20 protein-coding genes are annotated in these 21,183 nt (G+C 65.6%); 8 read left to right on the top strand and 12 right to left on the bottom strand.

The features are described 5' to 3' along the window. Window positions 1-18: 18 nt before the first annotated feature. Window positions 19-909 carry a Ku protein gene (locus PSV38_RS18720; RefSeq protein ID WP_300550197.1) on the bottom strand — a complete coding sequence of 297 codons (891 nt, stop codon included), beginning with the start codon at window positions 907-909 and terminating at the stop codon, window positions 19-21. A gap of 109 nt (window positions 910-1,018) precedes the next feature. Between PSV38_RS18720 and PSV38_RS18715 the strand changes: the two genes are divergently transcribed. Beyond that, entirely contained in the window at window positions 1,019-1,423 is a 405-nt protein-coding gene (locus PSV38_RS18715; RefSeq protein WP_300550195.1) for a phage holin family protein, read from the top strand. Window positions 1,424-1,444: 21 nt separating this feature from the next. Here the strand turns inward: PSV38_RS18715 and PSV38_RS18710 are convergent, their stop codons facing one another. The 4 genes from PSV38_RS18710 to PSV38_RS18695 all read right to left on the bottom strand — a co-directional run bounded on the left by PSV38_RS18710 (window position 1,445) and on the right by PSV38_RS18695 (window position 5,694). Beyond that, window positions 1,445-2,302, bottom strand: coding sequence for an SHOCT domain-containing protein (locus PSV38_RS18710; RefSeq protein WP_300550193.1), 858 nt, complete (start codon window positions 2,300-2,302; stop codon window positions 1,445-1,447). A gap of 64 nt (window positions 2,303-2,366) precedes the next feature. Then, complete coding sequence (locus PSV38_RS18705) at window positions 2,367-3,005, bottom strand: DUF599 domain-containing protein (protein ID WP_300550191.1); 639 nt, start codon at window positions 3,003-3,005, stop codon at window positions 2,367-2,369. Window positions 3,006-3,079: 74 nt separating this feature from the next. Then, the gene (locus tag PSV38_RS18700) at window positions 3,080-3,730 is read right to left on the bottom strand and encodes a hypothetical protein (RefSeq protein WP_300550189.1); all 651 of its coding nucleotides are present in this window, start codon (window positions 3,728-3,730) and stop codon (window positions 3,080-3,082) included. A gap of 176 nt (window positions 3,731-3,906) precedes the next feature. After that, window positions 3,907-5,694, bottom strand: coding sequence for a lipase family protein (locus tag PSV38_RS18695; RefSeq protein WP_300550187.1), 1,788 nt, complete (start codon window positions 5,692-5,694; stop codon window positions 3,907-3,909). A 306-nt stretch (window positions 5,695-6,000) separates the two neighbouring features. Between PSV38_RS18695 and PSV38_RS18690 the strand changes: the two genes are divergently transcribed. After that, window positions 6,001-6,696, top strand: coding sequence for a TetR/AcrR family transcriptional regulator (locus PSV38_RS18690; protein ID WP_300550185.1), 696 nt, complete (start codon window positions 6,001-6,003; stop codon window positions 6,694-6,696). 68 nt (window positions 6,697-6,764) lie between these two features. Here the strand turns inward: PSV38_RS18690 and PSV38_RS18685 are convergent, their stop codons facing one another. From PSV38_RS18685 to PSV38_RS18655, 7 genes are all read right to left on the bottom strand, one after another. After that, window positions 6,765-7,187 (bottom strand): universal stress protein, encoded by a 423-nt coding sequence (locus PSV38_RS18685; protein WP_300550183.1) that lies wholly within the window; start codon window positions 7,185-7,187, stop codon window positions 6,765-6,767. 36 nt (window positions 7,188-7,223) lie between these two features. Then, window positions 7,224-9,797 carry a cation-translocating P-type ATPase gene (locus tag PSV38_RS18680; RefSeq protein ID WP_300550181.1) on the bottom strand — a complete coding sequence of 858 codons (2,574 nt, stop codon included), beginning with the start codon at window positions 9,795-9,797 and terminating at the stop codon, window positions 7,224-7,226. A gap of 3 nt (window positions 9,798-9,800) precedes the next feature. Beyond that, a complete protein-coding gene (locus PSV38_RS18675) occupies window positions 9,801-11,537 on the bottom strand; it encodes an alpha/beta fold hydrolase (protein WP_300550176.1) in 1,737 nt (578 codons plus the stop codon). 16 nt (window positions 11,538-11,553) lie between these two features. After that, the gene (locus tag PSV38_RS18670) at window positions 11,554-12,630 is read right to left on the bottom strand and encodes an NAD(P)-dependent alcohol dehydrogenase (protein WP_300550173.1); all 1,077 of its coding nucleotides are present in this window, start codon (window positions 12,628-12,630) and stop codon (window positions 11,554-11,556) included. 65 nt (window positions 12,631-12,695) lie between these two features. After that, window positions 12,696-13,574 (bottom strand): NAD-dependent protein deacetylase, encoded by an 879-nt coding sequence (locus PSV38_RS18665; RefSeq protein WP_300550170.1) that lies wholly within the window; start codon window positions 13,572-13,574, stop codon window positions 12,696-12,698. Between the two features lie 25 nt (window positions 13,575-13,599). Further along, window positions 13,600-14,712 carry an alkene reductase gene (locus PSV38_RS18660; RefSeq protein WP_300550167.1) on the bottom strand — a complete coding sequence of 371 codons (1,113 nt, stop codon included), beginning with the start codon at window positions 14,710-14,712 and terminating at the stop codon, window positions 13,600-13,602. 69 nt (window positions 14,713-14,781) lie between these two features. Further along, entirely contained in the window at window positions 14,782-15,375 is a 594-nt protein-coding gene (locus PSV38_RS18655) for a TetR/AcrR family transcriptional regulator (RefSeq protein WP_300550164.1), read from the bottom strand. A gap of 168 nt (window positions 15,376-15,543) precedes the next feature. On the opposite strand from PSV38_RS18655, the gene PSV38_RS18650 reads away from it, so the two are divergent. The 6 genes from PSV38_RS18650 to PSV38_RS18625 are packed head-to-tail and all read left to right on the top strand — an operon-like array spanning window position 15,544 to window position 21,149. Continuing rightward, window positions 15,544-17,190, top strand: a complete 1,647-nt coding sequence (locus PSV38_RS18650; protein ID WP_300550161.1) for a DUF4331 domain-containing protein — start codon at window positions 15,544-15,546, stop codon at window positions 17,188-17,190. A gap of 10 nt (window positions 17,191-17,200) precedes the next feature. Next, window positions 17,201-17,473, top strand: coding sequence for a hypothetical protein (locus PSV38_RS18645; RefSeq protein ID WP_300550158.1), 273 nt, complete (start codon window positions 17,201-17,203; stop codon window positions 17,471-17,473). Window positions 17,474-17,501: 28 nt separating this feature from the next. Next, on the top strand, window positions 17,502-18,635 hold the full coding sequence (locus PSV38_RS18640) for a hypothetical protein (protein ID WP_300550156.1): 1,134 nt from the start codon (window positions 17,502-17,504) through the stop codon (window positions 18,633-18,635). Continuing rightward, window positions 18,632-19,843: a HupE/UreJ family protein gene (locus PSV38_RS18635; RefSeq protein ID WP_300550153.1), complete on the top strand. Its 1,212-nt coding sequence runs from the start codon at window positions 18,632-18,634 to the stop codon at window positions 19,841-19,843. The genes PSV38_RS18640 and PSV38_RS18635 overlap by 4 nt, the downstream gene beginning before the upstream one ends. 15 nt (window positions 19,844-19,858) lie before the next feature. Next, window positions 19,859-20,479, top strand: coding sequence for a sigma-70 family RNA polymerase sigma factor (locus PSV38_RS18630; protein WP_300550151.1), 621 nt, complete (start codon window positions 19,859-19,861; stop codon window positions 20,477-20,479). A gap of 1 nt (window position 20,480) precedes the next feature. Then, entirely contained in the window at window positions 20,481-21,149 is a 669-nt protein-coding gene (locus tag PSV38_RS18625; protein ID WP_300550149.1) for an anti-sigma factor, read from the top strand. The last annotated feature ends 34 nt before the right edge of the window (window positions 21,150-21,183 follow it).

Here is a 21,183-nt window from a genome sequence, read left to right as displayed (position 1 = left end):
GGTGGGTCTCCGCCTGGGTCAAGCGCGCTTGCGGGCGGGTGCGCGCCCCGTTCCCTTGCGGGGCGCGGCTTTCTTGGCCGCTGGCTTCGGTGCGGCGGCTTGGTCGCCGGGCGCCGATCCCTTGTTCAGGCTGCGCTTGAGCAACTCGGTCAGGTCGATCACATTGCTGCTGGCCCCGGCGTCCTCCGATTCCAGTGCCTTGACCTCGTTGAGTTGCCCGGCTTGGGCCTTCGTCTCGATCAAGCCCATCACCGCATCGCGGAACCTGTCGCTGTACTGGCTGGGGTCAAAGTTGGCCGACATGTCGTCCACCAGCTGCGAGGCCATGCTCAACTCACGCTCGCTCAAGCCTGCCGCCTTGGCGCCTTCGGCCGGCAGCTTGAGCTCGTCCCAGGGGCGGATCTCGGCAGGCCAGCGCAAGGTGTTCAGCATCAAGGCCGGTCCCACGGGAATCAAGGCCGCCAGGTGCTCTTTGGTCTGGATGACCACACGGGCAATGCCGATCCGCTTGGACGCCAACAGGGTCTCGCGCAACAGGGCATAGACCTTCTCGCCCTTGGCAATCGGGGCCAGGTAGTAAGGCCGTTCCAGGTGCACGAAGGGGATGTCCTGCGCCTTGACGAAGGCCTCGATCTCGATCGTCTGCGTGGTCTTGGGATAGGCCTGCTTGATCTCCTCATCACTGAGCACGACGTAGCGGTCGTCCTCGTACTTCACGCCCTTGACGATGTGCTCTTTGGTGATCTCCTTGCCCGTGCGCTTGTTGATGCGCTTGTAGCCCACCGGGTCCATCGAACGGCTGTCCAGCCAGTCAAAATCGATGGCGTCTTCGCGGGACGCGGGGTAGAGCGCGACCGGGATGTGCACCAGGCCGAATGAAATGGCACCTTTCCAGAGACTGTGCGGCATGGCAGGCAAGGCGCGATGCCCTGACGGTAGTGATGGTCCTGACTTCCAGCAGTTGGCGTGCCTGCCTGGCCGATTGATAATGGCGCCACCACCATTGCACTGGCCCCACATGCTCGACCACTTGACGCCTTTCCTGATCCATTGGGCCATCACGGCCCTGTCACTTTGGGCGGCCAGTCACCTGTTCAAAGGTTTGAAGTTTGACGATGCCTCGTCGCTGATCGTGTCAGCCTTGCTGTTGGGCTTTGCCAATGCCATCGTCAAGCCGCTGCTGGTCTTGCTCACACTGCCACTGACCTTGATCACCTTTGGCCTGTTCCTGCTGGTGATCAACGCCTTGATGATCATGCTGGTGGCCTCGCTGGTCAAAGGCTTCAAGGTGTCCAGCTTCTGGACGGCGTTCTTTGCCAGCATCTTCATCGCCCTGCTGAGCATCTTCATCGGCTCATTCATCACCAACGACAGCCCCGCCAACACCATCCAGATGCCACACGGCAGCGGCACCTGGCTTTGACCGCGAGTGGACGACGAAGGCTTAAAGGCGGCCCAGGAGTTCGGACTTCTTGGCCGCGAACTCTTCCGCGCTGATGAAACCCTTGGCCTGCAAGGCGGCCAACTTTTCAATCGTGCCAAAGATGTCAGCCGGGTCGGCCGCGTTCGCAGGCGCTGACTCGAAACGCTGCGGCTGCGGCGCGCTGTAAGTCGGCGCCGAGCGGTGTGCGCCCTCCCCCGACACCACCGGCAACGAGGCCACGTCGATCAGGCCGTATTGGCTGGTGAAGCTGATGGAGCCGCTGCCCGATTGCTGCTGAGAGAAACCACCAATCTGGTGGTCCAGCGTGTCGTAGACCGTGACCCGGCCACCCACGTCGATCGCCAGGCGCCGCGCCTGTGCGAAGTAGGCGTAACGCACGCCATTCTGGGCACCGGTGCTGTTGGGCCAACGCAAGTCGGTCGGCCACCAATCGCTGGAGGTGCCGGGCACGAACAGGCTGGCCGATTCGGCGTGCCCCCCACCTGGCGATGGCGAACTGCCCTGGTAGCTGTGGTGGTTCTGCTGTTGCTGACCGTAGGCATCTTGCCCGCCCTGGCTTTGGGATTGGAAGCTGCCGGTGCGGACCAGGTCGGGCTGACTGGCGATCAGGTTGGCCAACTCGAAGCAAAGGCCATCCACGCGCCCCTTCAAGTGGTTGTTGAACATGTCGGACACCATGGTCATGCCGCCGCGCATCCACTGCCCGTAGCCACCAAACTCGGGGTGGTTGAACTGGGCCATGCCGCCGTTGCCGTTGATGACGGAGTCGAGCATGCTCAGGACGGCATCTGGGCTGAAGCCCGTGCGGGAGGCGATGTCGTTGATGGCCTGCTGGCCGCTGCTGGAAAGTTCACGCATGATGGGTCTGCCTGCTTGCATTTGGTCGGGGAGATGAGCAATTCGCATGCCGACGGGCGGCAGGTTACCCCAGCGGTGGCAAACCGGCCGGCGCGCGGTCAAAAGCCCGCAATACCAGGACCAGTGCAATGGCCGCGAAAGGCATGGCGACCGGGTTGACCAGCCCGGCCACGATCGGGGCCAGGAACAGGAACAAGCGCAGACCCCAGCTGTACAGAATGCCGGCACGCCGCACATAGTCGACGGCCATGGGGGTTCGGCGCACTCGCTCTTCCGAATCCACCGGCAACGACATGATGAAACTGCTGTGGCTGAAGTAGCGCATGGCCGTGGCCGAGCACACGTACGAAGCGAACAAGGTGGCCAGCAGCAGCAGTTCCAGCGCCAACCGAGTTGACAATTGCTGCATGCCGAACAAGGCCATGTCCTGGGCCACGGTGGTCGAGGTGACGGTGAGCGTGCCCATCAAGGCCAGCGCCGCGGTCGAGGCCGTGATGGTGGCCGACATCAGCGAGTTGCGAAGCGCCTGCACGGCCACGATTTCAGAGCCGACCTGCCGAGACAGGGCCTGCACCCACTCCGCACGCAGCAGGGCGTGGGCCGAACGGGCCGTGGCCAAGGGCTGCCGACGAGACACGCTCGCCAGGTGCACTTCGTAGGCGCCCAGGATGGCCAGGGACAGGATCAGGGAGAGCCAGGGCATGGTGCTGTTCATGCCCCAAGGTTTACCACAACGAGCAGGCCAAGCGCACTGCCCTGGGCACGCCCAGCCCGGAGTCAGCTGGCGGCGGAAGCCCCCAGGCGACGAGATTCCACTTCGGCGCGCTTCTTGCGCGCTTGCTCATCGCTCACCGCATCTTTCAACAAGGCAGCTTGCAGCTTTTGCGCTTCGGGCTTGTCCAGGTCGGCATTGGCCACGCGCTGGGGGATGTCGTCCAGCAATTGCTCGGCCAGCACCTGGCGCTTGGCCAGGTCATTGGAGTGCTCCATCGACTGCCACAGCTCCAACTGCTTCATGAAGCGCAGCTTGTTGACCAGGCGCGTCAGTTCCGCATCAGGTGTGGCGTTTTGCTGGGCCACGCCTTTCAGCATCTGCCATTCCATTTCGGACACGAATTCCGGACGTTCCGTCACGGGGCCCTTGATGGGCGCCACGCCAGGAGAGCGCTCGACGACCTGGGCGGCTGCCAATTGCTGTGCCAGCATGCCCGCTTCAGTGCTGGGCAAGACCGCCGCCGACTGGACCAGCGCCACCGGCTGGGCCAGGGCGGGGATCTCGGGCGCAGAGGCCGAGCTGGCCACGGGTTCGCCCACCGCGTCATCGCGGTGGGACCACCACCACAGCACGGCCGCCATCGCCACACCAATCAGGGCCAGCAAGGCGAACCATTGTTTGCCCGCGCTGCGCTCCACTTGAACTTGTGCCATTTTTCGAATCCTTAGCTTGATTGCGCCATGTCGGTGCCAACCGGCAGTTTGCACAGGGTGGAGAAAAATGCCCAGCCCGATGAAACCCGAACGTGAAAACCCGTACAAAAGCAAGAGGCCGACCCGCCCGCTTTGCAGGTGGGTCGGCCTCCCTGTCAGATCACCTCAGGCGAGGATCAGAACTTGCGAGGAGCCGGGGGCTTCACGGTGAACGAGTAGGTCTGGCCAGGGCCGGACATGACCGCGGTCAGGATCGCCGAGACGCCGCATCCCTTCAGTTGCGGGAAGGTCGTCGTGCCCGAGAAGTTCAGGTTGCCATTGCCCAGCGAAGAGATCGGGCCATCGAAGTTGATGGGGAACTCGACTGGCGTCACCGTCTTGCACGAACCGATCGGCAGACCCGACAGGGACGTGATCGTGATGTCGGCCTTGACCAGGCCATGAACGTGCAACTGGCCATCGTTGTCCAGCGACACCGTGCCGGTGGCATCGCCCACTGGCGTGATCTTCATGCCGACCTGCGAGCCAATGCCCAGGATCTTGATCGACTGGCTGAAGTTCGGGACCGAGAGGGTGCCGGTCAGGCGTTGGGCCGTGATGTCGGTCTCGGCCGTGAAGGTCGAGGTGGTCGGCAGGTTCACGGTCTGACCCAAGGTCTTCAGGCCCACATTGGCGACCAAAGGCCAGCTCTTGAGGGAAACCACGAAGTTGCCCTTGTTGGGATTGGCGGTCGACTTGGGGAAGGCCGAGAGGGTCAGGCAGCTGCTGGTCGCGCCCTTGCCATTGAACCGGTCACCGAACCAGGTCAGCACGGTGGGCGCGGCCTGGAATTGGGTCACGATGTGCTCGCTGGGGTACACGTCGAAGTACACATTGCTGAACTTGGCGCAGTACTTGCGCTTCAGTTCCACGTGCTGTTCGATGGGGATGAACTCATCGGCCTGGCCGTGGTACTGGTACAGCGGCACGGTCACCTTGGTCGAGCCCAGGTCTTGCGCCTTCAAAGTGGCATTGATGGCCGGCACCGCGACCAGCTGGTCCAGCGTCTGGTTGCCCACCGTGTACTCGGACAGGCTGTGGTTCATCAGGTCGAACAGCGCCTCGAACACGCACTGGTTCTTGGCACGCGCGATGGCGGCCTGGCCCGTGGCATTGGCCAAGGTGTTCAGCGGGATCGCGGCGGGGTACTGCTCGGCCAAACCGACCACGCCACCGAACAGGAAGGAGGCGCCGTTGGAGCCGTCCAGGTATTTGGCCGTGGTGATGAAGTCAGCGGGTGTGCCGCCAGCGGCCACGCCCACGAGGTTCAGGCTGGGGGCGTAAGTGGCCTTGCGCTCAGCAGCAAAGGAAGCGCTTTGGCCACCTTGCGAGTAACCCCAGATGGCGGTCTTGGCGGTGGCGCTCAGGCCCACCGATGGGACCTGGCTGGCGGCGCGGACGATGTCCAGCACGGCATTGCCCTGCGAAGCCCCGGCCAGGTAGGTGGGCGTGCTGCCGGTGGTGTAACCCGCGTAGTCGGTGACCAGCACGGCGTAACCGGCCTTCAGGGCGGCGGCGATGTTGGCGGTTTCATAGTCGGTGCCGCCGGCCAGTTGCAGCGAAGGCGCGCAAGGCTGGGCCAGACCATGGGTTCCCACGGCGTAAGAAATGATCGGGCGCTCGCCCGTGCCCGCCCAGGCGGTCGTGGGGACGATCACCGTGCCGGTGACGGCATTGGCAGCACCCACCGAGTCGGTGGACTGGTACAGCACATTCCAGGCCTTGACGGCGGGGGCATTGGCGCCCAGGTTGACAGTGGCCGTGCGGTAAGAAATCAGATCACCGTGCGTGCCGGTGAGGCTGGCGGGCGCCGTGTAGAAAGCGATGCCCGAAGGGCCGGTCGTGGGGGCGGCGTAGGCCGACGTCACGGCGAACGCGATGGCGGCCATGGCCAAGGCGGGCTTGCGCAGGATGGTGGTGATCATGTTCTCTCTCCATTTTGGTTTCGGCAACCTATCGGTGATCGATTACCAGCGATTGATTAACCGCGTGGGAGCAGTTTGACAAACTGAATAAGCAGTTCATCACAGGGTTTGCGCCAAAGCAGAACGACTTTCCCCGCAAATGCGGGGCTCGCAGGATTTTTGGGGGTTGAACGCGACAATCCAAGGGCTTTCCACAGACATGCAAACACCCTTGAGCCGGGAGAAGACCCCATACTCAAAGGGTCAATCCAAACAGCAATTGTCGTTGTCCCATTTCCAATGCCCTTGCCTCCCCTTCCCGCCGACATGAAACCACGCATGTACTCCGGCGTCCCGCTGGAGGAGCGCACGCGTTTGCGGCGTCGGCGCCTGATTGACGCGGGCATCGAGGTTTTTGGGCGCCAGGGATTTGCGCGGACCACCATGCGCGACATCTGCGCGCAATCGCGCCTGAGCGAGCGCTATTTCTACGAGTCCTTCAAGAGCACACCCGAGGTGTTTGACACCGTGTACAAGCACCTCGTGCGCGACCTGATGGCCGCCGTCAGTGGCGCGATCATGCAGGCGCCCTTGACTGAAAAAACGCTGCTGGAAGCCGGCCTGGGCGCCTTTTTGCATTTCATCCGCGACGACCCCCGCCGGGTCCAGATCATCCTGATTGACGGCGTCTGGCGCGAGCAATCCAAGCTTCGGGAAGGCCAATCGGAGTTATTGGCCTATCAACAGGTCATCGAAACGCTGACTCAGGGCTTGCACCCACGGGTGAGCACAGAAATCGACTTGAAACTGGCCGCCAGCGGCCTGCTCGGCACCGCCATCCACACCGCCATCGCATGGTCCGACACGGGCTTCAAGGCCGACATCGACTCGGTGGTCAAGCACAACCTGTCCGCGTGGGGCGGCCTGCGGCGCTGGATGAAGCTGACCGTGCCCGGCTCCGAGGCGGTGCCAGCGCAGACCGACATCGTCGCTCACGTGCGCCAGGTGTTCAAGCCCGACTGATTCCGGGCCGCATCGCGATCATGACCGCCAGGGGCGGATTGGTTGCCGATTCAGCGGCTATTTCAGGGTCAGCGCACCAGCAGCATGGGCACCTTGGTGCGCGCCAGCACACCAGTGGTCACCGATCCCAGCACCACGTTGCCGAAGGCCGAACGGCCGTGGGTGCCCATCACGATCAGATCCATCGGGTGTTTTTCAGCGAACTCAGCGACCACATCTGCGGCATGGCCCTTGCGGCTGATCAACTGGACATTCCAGCCCTTCTGGTCGGTGAAGGCCTTGATGGGCCGCAGCACTTCCTGGGCGCAATCTTCGTAGTAGGTGTCGGCCATGGCACGGTCCAGGAAACTGGTCACCCCGGCGGGCAACAGCGGCACGACGGTCAGGATGGTGTACTCGTGTTGAGCCCCGAGCAATTCGTCATGCGCGGCGATGTAGCCCAGCATGCGCTTGGTGTACTCACTCCCATCGACGGGCATCAGGATCTTCATGCAGGGCTCCAAGGCGTTGAGGATGATGGGGGGATGTTAAGGCCCAGGCGCTGGCGTTGCTTGACGTGGGTCAACCGTCCGCCCACCCGAACCCAGGTACCGAACCAACATCAGCGCAGGCCACAGCAGCGCGCCGACCACGGCGCACACCGCAGCCGCCTGGGGGCTGGGCCAGGCCAGGCTGAACAAACCCCGCAACAGGGGCCACGTCAGGATCAGGGTCAACACCAGCCCGGTGCCGGCGATCACGGCCCACATGGCCAAGTTGGCCTGCCCGCCCGCCCGGCGGCTCAGGATCAGCGCCATGTTGCCCAGCACCAAGGTGCCAAAGCTCAAGGCCCGGACCTGTGCCACATCATCGGTCTGTTGATGGGCCCACCCATGGACCAGCAGCACGGCCGCCAACAACAGCAAACCCTGGAAGACCCAGGGCCAGATGCCCGACGCACCAAACAAGGAGGTGGGCCCGCGCCGAGGTGGCTCGCGCATGGCCCGGGCCTCCTCGGGCTCAGCCTCGAAGGCGATCGAGCAAGCCGGATCGATCATCAACTCCAGGAAGGCGACATGGATGGGCAGCAACATCAACGGCCCGCCCATCAGCACCGGCCACATGGCCAGCCCCGCGATGGGAATGTGAACGGCCACGATGTAGCCACTGGCCTTGGTCAGGTTGGCGTAAATCCGGCGCCCCAGCCGAATCGACTCGACGATCGATGAAAAGCGATCGTCGGTCACGACCAGGTCCGCGGCTTCGCGGGCCACGTCGGTTCCCCGGCCCCCCATGGCGATGCCGATGTCTGCCGCGCGCAAAGCTGGTGCGTCGTTGACCCCGTCACCGGTCATGGCCACCACTTCGCCGTGGCCCTGCAGCGCCCGAACGATGCGCAACTTGAGCTGGGGCGTGGCGCGCGCGAAGACGTGCGTGGTCTGCACTTTCTCGCGCAACAAGGCGTCGTCCATCTGGGCCACCTCGGCGCCGGTCAGGCAACCCAACGTGCCATCCGCCGACCCAATGCCCGCCTGCCGTGCAATGCTGCAGGCCGTGGCCGGGTAGTCGCCGGTGATCATGATGATGCGGATGCCCGCCTGGCGGCATTGCGCCATGGCCTGCGGCACCTCGGCCCGCACGGGGTCGGCCAGGGCGATCAGGCCCATGAACTCGAAATCGAAATCGTGCACCAGCTCGGCGAGCGAGCCCAGTGGCGTCCGGCCTCGGGCCACCCCGAGCACGCGCAGTCCTTGTCCTGCCATGCGCTGCACATGGGCCAACAATGCCTGAACCTCGTCGGGGGGCAGGTGGCACAGGCTGGCAATGGCTTCGGGCGCGCCCTTGGTGGCGATCAACTGGTGATCAGCATCGGGGGTGCACCAAACGCGAGAAACGGCCAGCAACTCCGGGCTCAGCGGGTACTCGCGCGCCAAGGTCCAGGCTTCGTGCGGCGATCCCGCGGGTTTGACCGCGTGGATCGCCACCTCCATGGGGTCGAAAGGCTCGCGGCGGCTGGCCAGCAAGGCCAGGTCCACCAGCGCGCCAAACTGCGCTGGCCATTGGCCTGAGTCGTCAAGGGTCCACTCCTGGTCCAGCGCGCCCGCCAGGGCCAGCCGCGCCACGCGCATGCGGTTCTCGGTGAGGGTGCCCGTCTTGTCCACGCACAAGACCGTGGCCGCCCCCAGGGTTTCCAGCGCGGGCATGCGCCGCGTCAGGACATGGCGGCGTGACATGCGCCAGGCGCCCAGGGCCAGGAAGATGGTCAGCACGACGGGGAACTCTTCGGGCAGCAAGGCCATGGACCAGGCGATGGCGGCCAGCATGGCCTGAACCCAGTCGCCACGGGTCAAGCCCATGACCAGCAAGACCACCACCCCCAGCACCAGCACGCCGACCGCCACGCGCCGAACCATGTGGCGGGTGGCTTCCTGCAGGGGCGTGCGCCCCGTCTCGATCAGGCTGAGCGCGCCGCCGATGCGGCCGATTTCGCTGTGGGCGCCGGTTGCCAGCACCTGGGCAAAGCCCTGCCCTTGCACGACCAGGGCGCCCGAGAACACGCAGCTGGCGCTGTCATCGCCCGGTGGCGTCATGGTCCAGGGGGCCGGCCGGTGGGTGGCCTGCTTGTCCACCGGGAGGGATTCGCCAGTGAGCAGTGATTCGTCGGTCTGCAGGTTGTTGGCCTGAACCAGCACGCCGTCAGCGGGCACGCGGTCTCCTTCCAGCAGCACCATGAGGTCACCCGGCACCAGCGCCTGGGCATCGATGCGTTGCCGCTGGCCATCGCGGATGACCAAGGCACGGGGGCTGGCCAGGTCCTTGAGGGCGTCCAGGGCCCGCTCGGTGCGCCGCTCTTGCACCAGGGTGATGCCCATCACGGCCATGACCGAGACCATCAAAGCCAGGCCCTCTTGCCAGTCTCCGATCAGGAAGTACAGCACCAGGCAGGCCATGAGCAACAGGAACATGGGCTCGCGCGCCACCTCCAGCGCCGACCGCCACAGCGGCCGGGCCTCCTGGGTGGCCAGGGCATTGGGGCCGTGGATCTGGCGCAGGGCCAGGGCCTGCTCGGTGGTCAAGCCGACCATGGGGCTGGGATGGCCCGGTTCGGGCGCGGTGGGCATGGCCTAGCGCGACAACACGTATTGCCCCGGCGCATCGTCCAACGGCGGCAATCCCCGCGAGGCATTCCCCAATGAAGGCGGCTTGCCCACCTTGCCGGAGTGCGCGGCCAACCAGCCCTGCCAGGCAGACCACCAGGACCCTTCATGCTGCTCTGCCGCGTCAAGCCAAGTGTCGGGGTCCATGTACTTGTCACCCTCGGGACGAGCTCGCAACTGGTAGGTGCGCCCGGCGTGACCAGGTTCGCTGACGATGCCGGCATTGTGGCCCCCACTGGCCAGCGCGAAGGTCAAAGGGGCCTGGGTCAGCAAATGCAGCTTGTAAACCGAGCGCCAGGGCGAGATGTGGTCCTTCACCGTGCCCACCGCGAAGATCGGCACGCTGATGTCGGACAAGGCCACCGGCCGGCCACCCACCTCGTAGCTGCCGTGCGACAGGTCGTTGTGCAGGTACAGGCTGCGCAGGTACTCCGAGTGCATGCGGTAGGGCATGCGCGTGACGTCCTGGTTCCACGACATCAGATCGTTGAGCGGCTGGCGATGGCCCAACAGGTAGTCCCGCACCAGGCGCGACCACAGCAGATCGCGCGTGTTCAGGTAGGTGAAGCTGCCGCCCATCTGGGGCCCTTCCAGCACACCCTGCTCCCACATCAGGTCGTCCAGGTAGGTGAGCTGGCTGTCGTCGATGAACAGGGACAACTCGCCTGGTTCTTCAAAATCGGTTTGCGTGGCCAGCAGGCTCAGGGTGGCCAGGCCGTCCTGCCCATCGCGCGCCCAGGCCGCCGCCGCGATGGACAGCAGGGTGCCGCCCAGGCAATAACCCACGCCGTGCACGGGGCGGCTCGGCATCAGCTGGTTAACGGCCTTCATCGCGGCCACCGGCCCAAGCTCGAGGTAGTCGTCCATGCCCAGCGCCCGGTCGGCGGGCGTGGGGTTGCGCCATGACAGGATGAACACCGTGTGCCCCTGCCCGACCAGGTAACGCACCAGGGAGTTGTGCGGCGACAAGTCCAGGATGTAGTACTTCATGATCCACGACGGCACGATCAGGATCGGCTCCGGGTGGACCTTGGCGGTGGTGGGCGCGTACTGGATCAGCTCGATCAAGTGGTTGCGGAACACCACCTGTCCCGGCGTCACGGCCACGTGCTCACCCACGACGAAGGGGGCCGGATCGGCGTGGTGCTCATGCTTGAGCGAATGCGTCAGATCCTCCGCCGCGTTGAAGGCCCCGCGCAGCAGATTGAGCCCCTGCTCGCTGAACGTGGCGGCCAAAGCCTCCGGATTGGAGGCCAGGAAATTGGAAGGCGACAGCATGTCCAGTGCCTGCCGCGCGTTGAAGGTCATCACGTCTTCGTGGTGCGGGGTCACGCCGCGCACGCCCGTGGTGGCACAGTGCCACCACTGCTGCGTCAACAAGAAGCCCTGCGCCATCACGTTGAAGGGCCACTGGCCCCAGGCAGGATCGTCGAAACGGTGGTCCTGGGGCAAGGGCTCGATGCACGGGGTGGCAGGGCTCGCGGAGGGCAGCGACACCTCGGCCAACCGCAGCCATTGCTGGCGGGCCCGTTGGACCAGCGCCTGCTGCTTGCCCGGCGCGATGGCGAGGTGCACGACCCAGTCCAGGTAGGCCAGCAAAAAAGCCGCCGGGGACAGGCCTTGGGTCATCCGGCCCAAAGCCGCGTGGGCCGCCCGGTCCAGGTCCAACACCGGCGGTGGGGTGGGCTTGTCGTGCATGTTCATCCGTGATTGCTTCTGTTCAGGGCGTGATCGCCACTTTGAGCACACCATCTCGTTGATGACCGAACAGCTCATAGGCCTGTTCGATGTCGTCCAGCTTGAAGCGGTGCGTGACCATGGCGCTCAAATCCACCCGACCGGATTCGATCACCGACATCAGCCGACGCATGCGCTCTGAACCACCCGGACACAAGGAGGTGATGATCTTGTGGTCGCCCAGGCCGGCGGCGAAAGCGCCCAGCGGAATGGTGAGGTCGGTGGAGTAAACGCCCAGGCTGGACAAGGTACCGCCCGGGCGCAGCACTTTCAAGCAGGCCTCGAAGGTGGCTTGCGTGCCCAAGGCCTCAATGGCCACATCCACGCCACGCCCACCGGTCAGGCGCATGATTTCATCGACCGGGTCCAGGCGGCTGGCGTCGATCACGTGGTCAGCGCCCATGCGGCTGGACACCGTCAGCCTTTGCGCCAAACGGTCCACGCCAATGATGGTGGTGGCCCCGCTCAACTTGGCCCCGGCGGTGGCGCACAAGCCGATGGGGCCTTGCGCGAACACCGCCACGGTGTCGCCAATGCGGATGCCAGCGCGCTCGGCGCCGCTGAAGCCGGTGGACATGATGTCCGGGCACATCAGCACCTGTTCATCGCTCAGGCCATCGGGCACGGGCGCCAGGTTGGCCATGGCATCGGGCACCAGCACGTATTCGGCCTGGCAGCCGTCGATGGTGTTGCCGAACTTCCAGCCCCCCATCAGCTTGAAGCCATGGGGCGTGCCAGCGCCATCTTGCGAGCTCACACCGCACTGGCAGGCGCTGCTCCAGCCGCTGGGGGTGATGGCCCCGGCGATCACGCGCTGGCCTTCCTGAAAGCCGCTCACCGCCGACCCCAGTTTGTGGATGATGCCCACGGGTTCATGGCCAATGGTCAGGCCACGGGCGACGGGATATTCGCCCTTGAGGATGTGCACATCGGTGCCGCAGATGGTCGTGGTGGTGACCTTGATCAGCGCATCCAGCGGCCCCACATCGGGCATGGGTTTGTCATCCAGCACGATGCGACCGGGCTCCACAAAGATCGCTGCTTTCATCATCTGGGCCATGGTCTGCTCCTGCTGGGTCTATATGGGAACCCCAGTCTAGGCAGCCCCCGCCCGATCGTCCAGACTTAAGGCCCGGTGGCTTGACCAGCATCAAGGCTGGCGCTCAAAAGCTGGGCCAGCGCCTCGCTGCAATCAAGCTCCAGCTTGGCCGACAGCAGGGCATCGGCGCGCGTCGCGCCCTGGTTGATGGCCAGCACAGGCTTGCCCAGGCGGTGAGCCTGTTCGGCAAAGCGAAAGCCCGAGTACACCGACAGGGAGGAGCCCACCACCAGCAGCGCCGAGGCGTTCTCCACGGCCTGGCTGGCGGCCGCGACACGGTCGCGCGGCACGTTGTCGCCAAAGAACACCACGTCGGGTTTCATCACGCCCTGGCAGGCGGGGCAGGCCGGCACCTGGAAGGAGGCGTGGTGCTGGTCTTCGAGGTGGGCATCGCCATCGGGCGCAGCATGGAAGTCCAACCGCAGCATCGGGTCAAACTCCGGGTTGCGGTCTTGCAGCAGCACCTGCACCTGCGCACGTGAGTAGCGCTGCTGGCACGACAGGCACCGCACGCGGGCGATGCTGCCGTGCAGTTCGATCACCGACTGGCTGCCGGCGTGGTGGTGCAGGCTGTCCACGTTCTGGGTGATCACCGTGCTGACCAAGCCCCGCGCTTCCAGCTGGGCGATGGCCCGGTGTCCGGCATTGGGCTGGGCCCGCGACATGGTTTGCCAACCCACGAAACTGCGGGCCCAGTAGCGGCGCCGCATGGCCTCAGAGCCCAGGAACTCCTGGTGCTGAATGGGCTTGGAGTGCTGCCATTGCCCGTGGCGATCGCGGTAGGCGGGGATGCCGCTGCCGGTGCTCAGGCCCGCGCCAGTGAGGACGGCCCAAGGACCAGCGCCCAACAAGGCGAGCAGGGTCGCGATGTCGGGCGCAGGGGTCATCAAATCAGCAGCGGGCATCCGGTCAGGATACCCGTTCAACGCGTCAAGCGGGCAAGGCGGGGTAGTCGGTGTAGCCGTGCGCACCCACGCCGCCATACAAAGGCGCGTCCTTGAACAACTCGTTCAGCGGCGCGTTTTCCTTGAAGCGGCGCGGCAGGTCGGGGTTGGTCAACATCAGGCGGCCAAAGGACACCAGGTCAGCCTTGCCGGAAGCGACCACGTCCACGGCCATGGCCTTGTCGTAGCCGTTGTTCAGCATCCAGACGCCGTCGTACAGCTTGCGCAGCGCTTCGTAGTCAAACGGGGCGATGTCGCGCGGGCCGCCGGTGGCGCCTTCCACCACGTGGATGTAGACGGGCTTGAGCTTGTTCAGCTCGCGCACCACGTGCTCAAACAAGGGCTGCGGGTGGCTCTCGCTGGAATCGTTGACGGGCGAGACGGGCGACAGGCGCACGCCCACTTTGTCCGCCCCGATCTCGTCGATCACGGCGGCCATCACCTCGACCAGGAAGCGGGCGCGGTTCTCGATGCTGCCACCATAGCGGTCGGTGCGCTTGTTGGAGCCATCGCGCAGGAAGGCGTCCAGCAGGTAGCCGTGGGCGCCGTGGACTTCAATGCCGTCAAAACCGGCTTCAATCGAATGGCGGGCCGCGGTGCGGAAATCGTTGACGATGCCCGCGATCTCTTCCGTCTCCAGCGCGCGCGGCGTGGAGGTGTCGACGTAGCCAGCGCCGGGGATGAAGGTCTTGGCCTTGGCCGCGATGGCCGAGGGGGCCACGGGCGCTTGCTCGCCCGGCTGGAAAGCGGTGTGCGACATGCGGCCGGTGTGCCACAGCTGCACGAAGATGCGGCCGCCACGGGCGTGCACCTCATCGGTCACCTTCTTCCAACCGGCGATCTGCTCGGGGCTGTGCACGCCGGGCGTGGCGTTGTAACCCTGGGCTTGCGCCGACACCTGGGTGGCTTCGGCAATGATCAAGCCGACCGAGGCGCGCTGGGCGTAGTACTCGATGGTCAGGGGGCCGGGCACGTTGCCCGCTTCGGCACGGTTGCGCGTCAAGGGCGCCATCACCAGGCGGTTGGCCAGGGTGATGCCCCCCAGTTGGAAAGGCTGGAACAGCGCGGCGTCTTGGGTCGTGTGATCGGGGGCAGTCATGCAATGGACTCCTGGTTGGGAAACGGGGGGTGCCGCACAGGCGGCGATGCGTGGATGAAGCCCGTGTGGTCAGGGCAGGAAGAATTTGTCGAGCAAAAGATGCCGCACTTCGTTCAAGGGCCGCACGCTGTGCTCAACCTTGCTGCGCAGCACGGCGCCCTCCCACGCGTCCCAGAAGAAGTTGGCCAGCACCTTGGCGTCCACGTCGTCGCGGATTTCGCCGGCTTGCTGGGCTTGCAGAATCAGGTCGGCCAGGCGGTCGCGCCAATCGCGCAACACATCGGACAGCACGGCGCGGCAGGTCTCACTGGCCTCCACCACTTCGGCGGCGAAGTTGCCCACCAGGCAGCCCTGGCAACCGGTTTGGTCGTGGTGCGCGATGAACTGGCCAAACACGTGGTGGATGGCGGCCAAAGGGGCCGGCGGAGCGTCCTTCAAGGCCGCGATCCAGGCATCGCCCACCCACTTCGCGTAGTTGCGCAGGATCTGCGCTGCAAAGGCCTCTTTGCTGTTGAAGTGGTTGTAGAACGAGCCCTTGGGCACCCCGGCCTTGTCGGTGATCTGCTGGATGCCGGTGGCGTTGTAGCCCTGGAGCTGGAACAAGGCGTAACCCGCGTCGCTCAAGCGGCGGGGGATGTCGGTGGGGTCGGCGGTGCGGGGCATGGACAAACTATATGACCGGTCGTCTTGAAACGGGGCGCGGCTCGAATTAACCCCTCCAAAGAAAAAGGCTTTCGACGCGAAGGTTTTTTGCAACCCGTGCATCCATTCACCGCTTCGCGGCGTAAGGGATTCAGCAGTCGTTCGTCCAACCCTTTCCAGGAGCCTGTCATGCCTACCAACTCACGCGTTTTGCCGCCCTTGCGGCCCACCCTATTTGCCTGCGCCTTGTCGCTGCTGGCCACCACAGCGATGGCGTCCAGCCACCGTGAAGCGCCCTTCATCACCACCGCGCCCAAGATCGACGCCACCGACTTCTACCTGTTCAACAGCTACGAAGGCGTGGCCAGCGACGGCTCCGGCGGCAAAAGCGCCTTCGTGACCTTGATCGCCAACTACCTGCCCTTGCAGGACGCCTATGGCGGCCCCAACTACTTCTCGCTGGACCCGAACGCGCTGTACGAAATCCACGTGGACAACAACGGTGACGCGGTCGAAGACATCACCCTCCAGTTCCGCTTCAAGAACACCTTGAACGCCGCAGGGGCGGGCATCACGCTGCCCATCGGCCCGACGGGTGCGAAGAAGAACGTGTCCATCCCGCTGCGCCAGGCAGGCGGCATCTCCGGCGTGGCGGGTGACCCGCTGAGCTTCGCCGAGACCTATGAAATGTTCATCGTGCGGGGCGATCGACGCACTGGCGCACGCCACCAGATCAGCATCGCCAGCGGCAGTCCCACGGGTCAGTCAGGCACCACCTTCACCAAGCCGATCGACTACATCGGCGAGAAGACCCTGGGGGATGCCACCGCTTACGAGGCCTACGCCAACAAGTACATCTACAACATCACCATCCCTGGCTGCAGCGCGCCTGGCCGTGTCTTCGTGGGCCAGCGCAAGGAGGCCTTCTCGGTCAACCTCGGCCGCATTTTTGACCTGGTCAACGCGCCCGCCAGCGTCATCACCAACGAGGCCAATGCCAAGGCCCTGAACGGCACCAATGACGCCAACGAGTTCGGCGAGTTGTCTGACAAGAACGTGACCTCGCTCGCAGTCGAGATGCCCGCCAGTTGCCTGACCGCCTCCACCACCGACAAGGTCGTCGGTGCCTGGACCACGGCCAGCTTGCGCCAGGCCCGTTTGCTCGATGGCAAGCCCAAGTCGGGCCTGCAGGCCAGCGAAAAAACCGGTGGCGCCTGGACGCAGGTCTCGCGCCTGGGCATGCCCCTGGTCAATGAAGTCGTCATCGGCCTGAAGGACAAGGACAAGTTCAACGCGTCCAAGCCCAAGGACGACGCGGCCAACTTCGCGGACTACGTGACCCACCCGACCTTGCCCGCGCTGATCCAGGTGCTGTTTCCCACCGCCGTGGCACCCACCAACTTCCCGCGCAAGGATTTGATGACGGCCTTCCTGACCGGCTTGCCCACGGTGAACCGCCCCGCCAACATCACCGACCTGACCGGTGCGGACGCCAACCGCCGCGGCCCGCTGGCCGAGATGCTGCGGCTGAACACGGCCATCGCCCCAAGGCAGCTGGCTTCGCAGAATCCTCTGGGCGTGGCGGCTGGCGACAGCGCGGGCTTCCCCAATGGGCGACGTCTGGGCGATGATGTGGTCGACGTGTCGCTGCGCGTGGCCATGGGTGCGCTGTGCACCCTCACCGGGTCAAACGATGCCTTGAAGGTGGGATGCGCCCCCAGCGATGCACCCGTGGGCGGCCTGGGCTTCAACGATGCGGTGCGCGCGAACCCGCTGCACTTCAAGAACGCCTTCCCTTACCTGAATGCGCCGCTGCCTGGCGCGAAGAACCTGTGAGGAGCCTGACATGACACGCCTGCCCAACCTGCTACTGGCCGCCGTACTGTCCACCGTGCTGGTGGCGTGCGGGGGTGGTGATGATCCCAACATCCCCTCCACCACGCCTGCCGACGTCACCGCGCAAGTGCCGCCGGCGGCGGCCAACTCGCCCGATGTGGCCACCCTGTACGTCAGCGATCTGTCCGCTGTGCCCACGGCCACCTCGGACGTGCTGGAGCCGGTCGTCGTGCCAGAGATGCTGGCATCCGACGACTCGGCCGAGCCCACCGTGGTGAACTGATCGGCCGCGCATGAGAAGGGGGTTGCTCATGGCGTTCTTGCTCGTCACCTTGGTGGCGGGCAGGGCCCATGGCGCCCCTTTCACACCCCAGGCCGACAGCGAGGTGATCGAAACCCTGCGCGACCGCCCCTTGCCGGACGAAGAACGCACCTGGCGCAGCCTGCGCACCCAGGCCCGACAGAACCCCAACGACGCTGCGCTGGCCGCACGGCTGGCGCACCAAGCCATCGAGATATCCCGCCGCGATGGCGATCCCCGCTGGATGGGCCAGGCCCAAGGCGCCCTGCAAGCCTGGTGGAGCCTGCCCGCGCCGCCCCTGCCCATCCGCCTGCTTCGCGCCACCATCTTGCAGAACCAGCATGATTTCGAACCCGCCTTGCGCGATCTGGAGGCGGTGCTGAGGCAAGACCGCTCGAATGCCCAAGCCTGGCTGACGCGCGCTTCCATACTGCAAGTGACCGGCCGCTACAAAGAGGCCAAGACCTCGTGCGAAGCCCTGATCGGCATCGGCGCCGCTTGGCACGGCCAGGCTTGCCTGCTGGAGCTGTCCAGCCTGCAAGGACAAGGCGCACCCGCCAGGCTCTCCCTGCAGGCCTTGACCCGCCAGGCCCCACCCGACCTGCATCCCTGGTTGAACCTGATCCAGGCCGAGCTGGCCGAACGCCTGGGCCGCCGCGATGAAGCCCAAACTTTGTACCAGCGCTTGCTCGTCACCGCGCCAGACGCCTACACCGAAGGGGCTTACGCCGACTTCCTGCTGGACCAGGGCCAGGCCAGCGAGGTGATCAAGCGCCTTGAAAAACTGCAACGCAACGACGGCCTGCTGCTGCGCCTGGCCCTGGCCTATGCCCAGACCAAGGACGCGCCGCGCCTGGACGCCACCGTGCAAGCCCTGCGCGCCCGCTTCCACGCCGCGCACGAACGGGGCGACGAGGTGCACCGCCGCGAAGAAGCGCGCTTTGCCTTGCACCTGCTCCAGCGCCCCGACACCGCCTTGCAGCTGGCCCAGGCCAACTGGGCCGTGCAGAAAGAACCCGCCGATGCGCGCATCTTGCTGGAAGCCGCCCGCGCTGCCCGGCAAGACGCCGCCGCCCAGCCCGTGCGCGATTTCATCGCCCAGGCAGGCTGGTCCGACCAGCGCTTGAAACCCTGGCTGCGATGAAAAACTTCAAGCTCAAACTCTTGCTGCTGGCTTTGGCCTTGCTGCTCTTGGGAGGCCTGGCTCAAGCCCACAAGCCCAGCGACAGCTACCTCACCCTGACCCCGCAGGACGCTGGCCGCGTGGACGTGAGCTGGCACATTGCCCTGCGTGACCTGGACACCGAGTTGGGGTTGGACCGCGACGACGATGGCCTGCTCACCTGGGGCGAAGTGCGGCCCCGCTGGTCAGAGCTGATGAACTTTGCCCGACCGACCTTGCGTTTGCGCCATGACGGCCAGGATTGCACGCCCATGGCCGAACCACCGGCCGAACCACAGATCGACACCCACACCGACGGCCGCTACGCGGTCTTGCGCTGGACCGCCCAATGCCCTTTGGCCACCGGGCACGCCTGGCAGAGCCTGGACATCGATTACCGCCTCTTCGCCCTGACCGACCCGACGCACCGGGGCATCGTGCGCTTGACCGCCTCACTGGGCGACACCCGCGCCGTGGTGCTGGGCACGCCCCGGCCCACGCAAACATTGACTTTTCACGGCAGCTCGCCGCCATCGTTCTGGCCCAGCCTGTGGCGCTTCATCCTGGACGGCATGCACCACATCGCGATCGGCACCGACCACATCCTGTTCCTGATGTCGCTGCTGCTGGTCTCGGTGTGGCAACGCCCGGGGCCCGCGCGCTGGTACCCGCCGATGGCCGGCTGGCAGCCTCGCCCAAGCTGGGGCGGCTCGGCCACGGAAGTGCTGCGCCTGGTCACCGCCTTCACGGTGGCCCACTCCATCACCTTGGGGCTGGCTGCTTTCGGGGTCTTGTCGCCGCCCTCGCGCTGGGTTGAATCCCTGATCGCGCTCAGCGTGCTGCTGGCCGCGCTCGACAACATGCTGCCCCTGCTGCGCGCGCCCCGCTGGACCGTGGTGTTCGGCTTCGGCCTGGTGCACGGTTTCGGTTTCGCGGGGGCCATGCAGGATCTGGGCTTGTCGGGCGGTGACCTGGCCGTGCCACTGCTCGGCTTCAACCTCGGGGTCGAACTGGGGCAGCTGGCGCTGGTGGCGGTGACCTTGCCCATCATCGGCCTGCTGCGCCGCACGCCGCTGTACCGCTGGGTGTTCGTGGGCGGCGGCTCCCTGCTGATCGCCTTCATGGCCACCGTCTGGCTGATTGAACGCGTGTTCGACACCACACTGCCCGTTGGGATCCCGGGTTTTTAGCGCTATCGTGCACACATGATCTCCCCCTCCTCTCCAGAGACAGAGGCCGCCACCCAGGAACTGGCGCGGCTGCTCAGCCACGTCGCACTGGGCGATCGTGCGGCATTTGCCACGCTTTACCGCCTCACCTCATCGCGTCTGTTTGGCGTCGTGCTGCGTATACAGGCTGACAGAAGCGCTGCAGAAGATGTGCTTCAGGAGGTCTACGTGAATGTCTGGCGCGCCGCGCAATCTTTCAACCCCACGCTGAGCCAGCCTTTGACCTGGCTGCGCAGCATCGCGCGCAACCGGGCGATCGACAGCCTGCGCCGCACCCAGACCTCGCCGCAAACCGTGACGGCCCATGTGGGGGTCGATGGGGAGGAAGTCAGCCCCCTGGACAAACTGCCCTCGGAGCAACTGGGCCCCCTGGCCTTGCTGGAACAAGCCGCCGAACAGCGCCAGCTGGCGCACTGCATGCAGGGTTTGTCGCACGAGCAACGTCAAAGCCTGGCCCTGGCCTACTACCAAGGCATGTCGCACGCGGAAGTGTCGCAGCACCTGGTGCAACCGCTGGGCACGGTCAAGAGCTGGGTGCGCCGTGGCCTGTCTGCCCTGAAAGACTGCCTGGAGCGGGCCTCCGCGGCCCTGCGCTGACATGGACTACGCCCGCCCCTCCCTGTCTGACCGCCTGGCCGCCGAGTATGTTCTGGGCACCCTGCGGGGCCCGGCCCGAAGGCGCTTCGAGACCCTGCTGCTGGCCCACCCGCGCATGCGCGCCTCGGTGGCCGACTGGCAGCGCCGACTCGCGATGCTGGAAGAGCCCATCACCGAGCAAGCGCCCCCGCCGCGCGTGTGGCGGTCCATTGAAACGCGGCTGTTCCCAGCATCGGCCGCCCAACCTTGGTGGCAACGCCTGGGCCTGTGGCAAGGCCTCACCGGCGCATTGGGTGCCGCCATCCTGACCTTGTCACTGCTGCTGGCCACGCCTTCAACACAAGCACCGCCCTTGCTCGTGGTGATGGGTGGTGAGGCCGGCCCGGCCAGCTTCGTGGCCAGCGTGAGCGCCGATGGTGCCAGCCTGGTGCTCAAGCCCGTGAACGGCGTGGCACTGCAGCCTCAGCGCGCGCTGGAGTTGTGGTCCGTGCCCGCCAAGGGCGCGCCGCGCTCACTGGGCGTCGTGGCCGCCGACCGCACCACCACCGTGTTGCAGGCTCGGCTCTTGAACAACACCGAAGCCTTGGCGGTGAGCGTGGAGCCCCTCGGCGGCTCGCCCACCGGCGCGCCCACAGGCCCGATCGTGTCCGTGGGCAAATTGCGCACCTGAGGCGTTTGAAGCCCGGGTGCACTGCGCTGCCATG

The sequence above is a fragment of the Aquabacterium sp. genome (assembly GCF_029946005.1).
GTDB lineage: Bacteria > Pseudomonadota > Gammaproteobacteria > Burkholderiales > Burkholderiaceae_C > Aquabacterium.
Note: the sequence above shows the minus strand (reverse complement) of the source record. Positions and strands in the feature narration are given on the sequence as shown.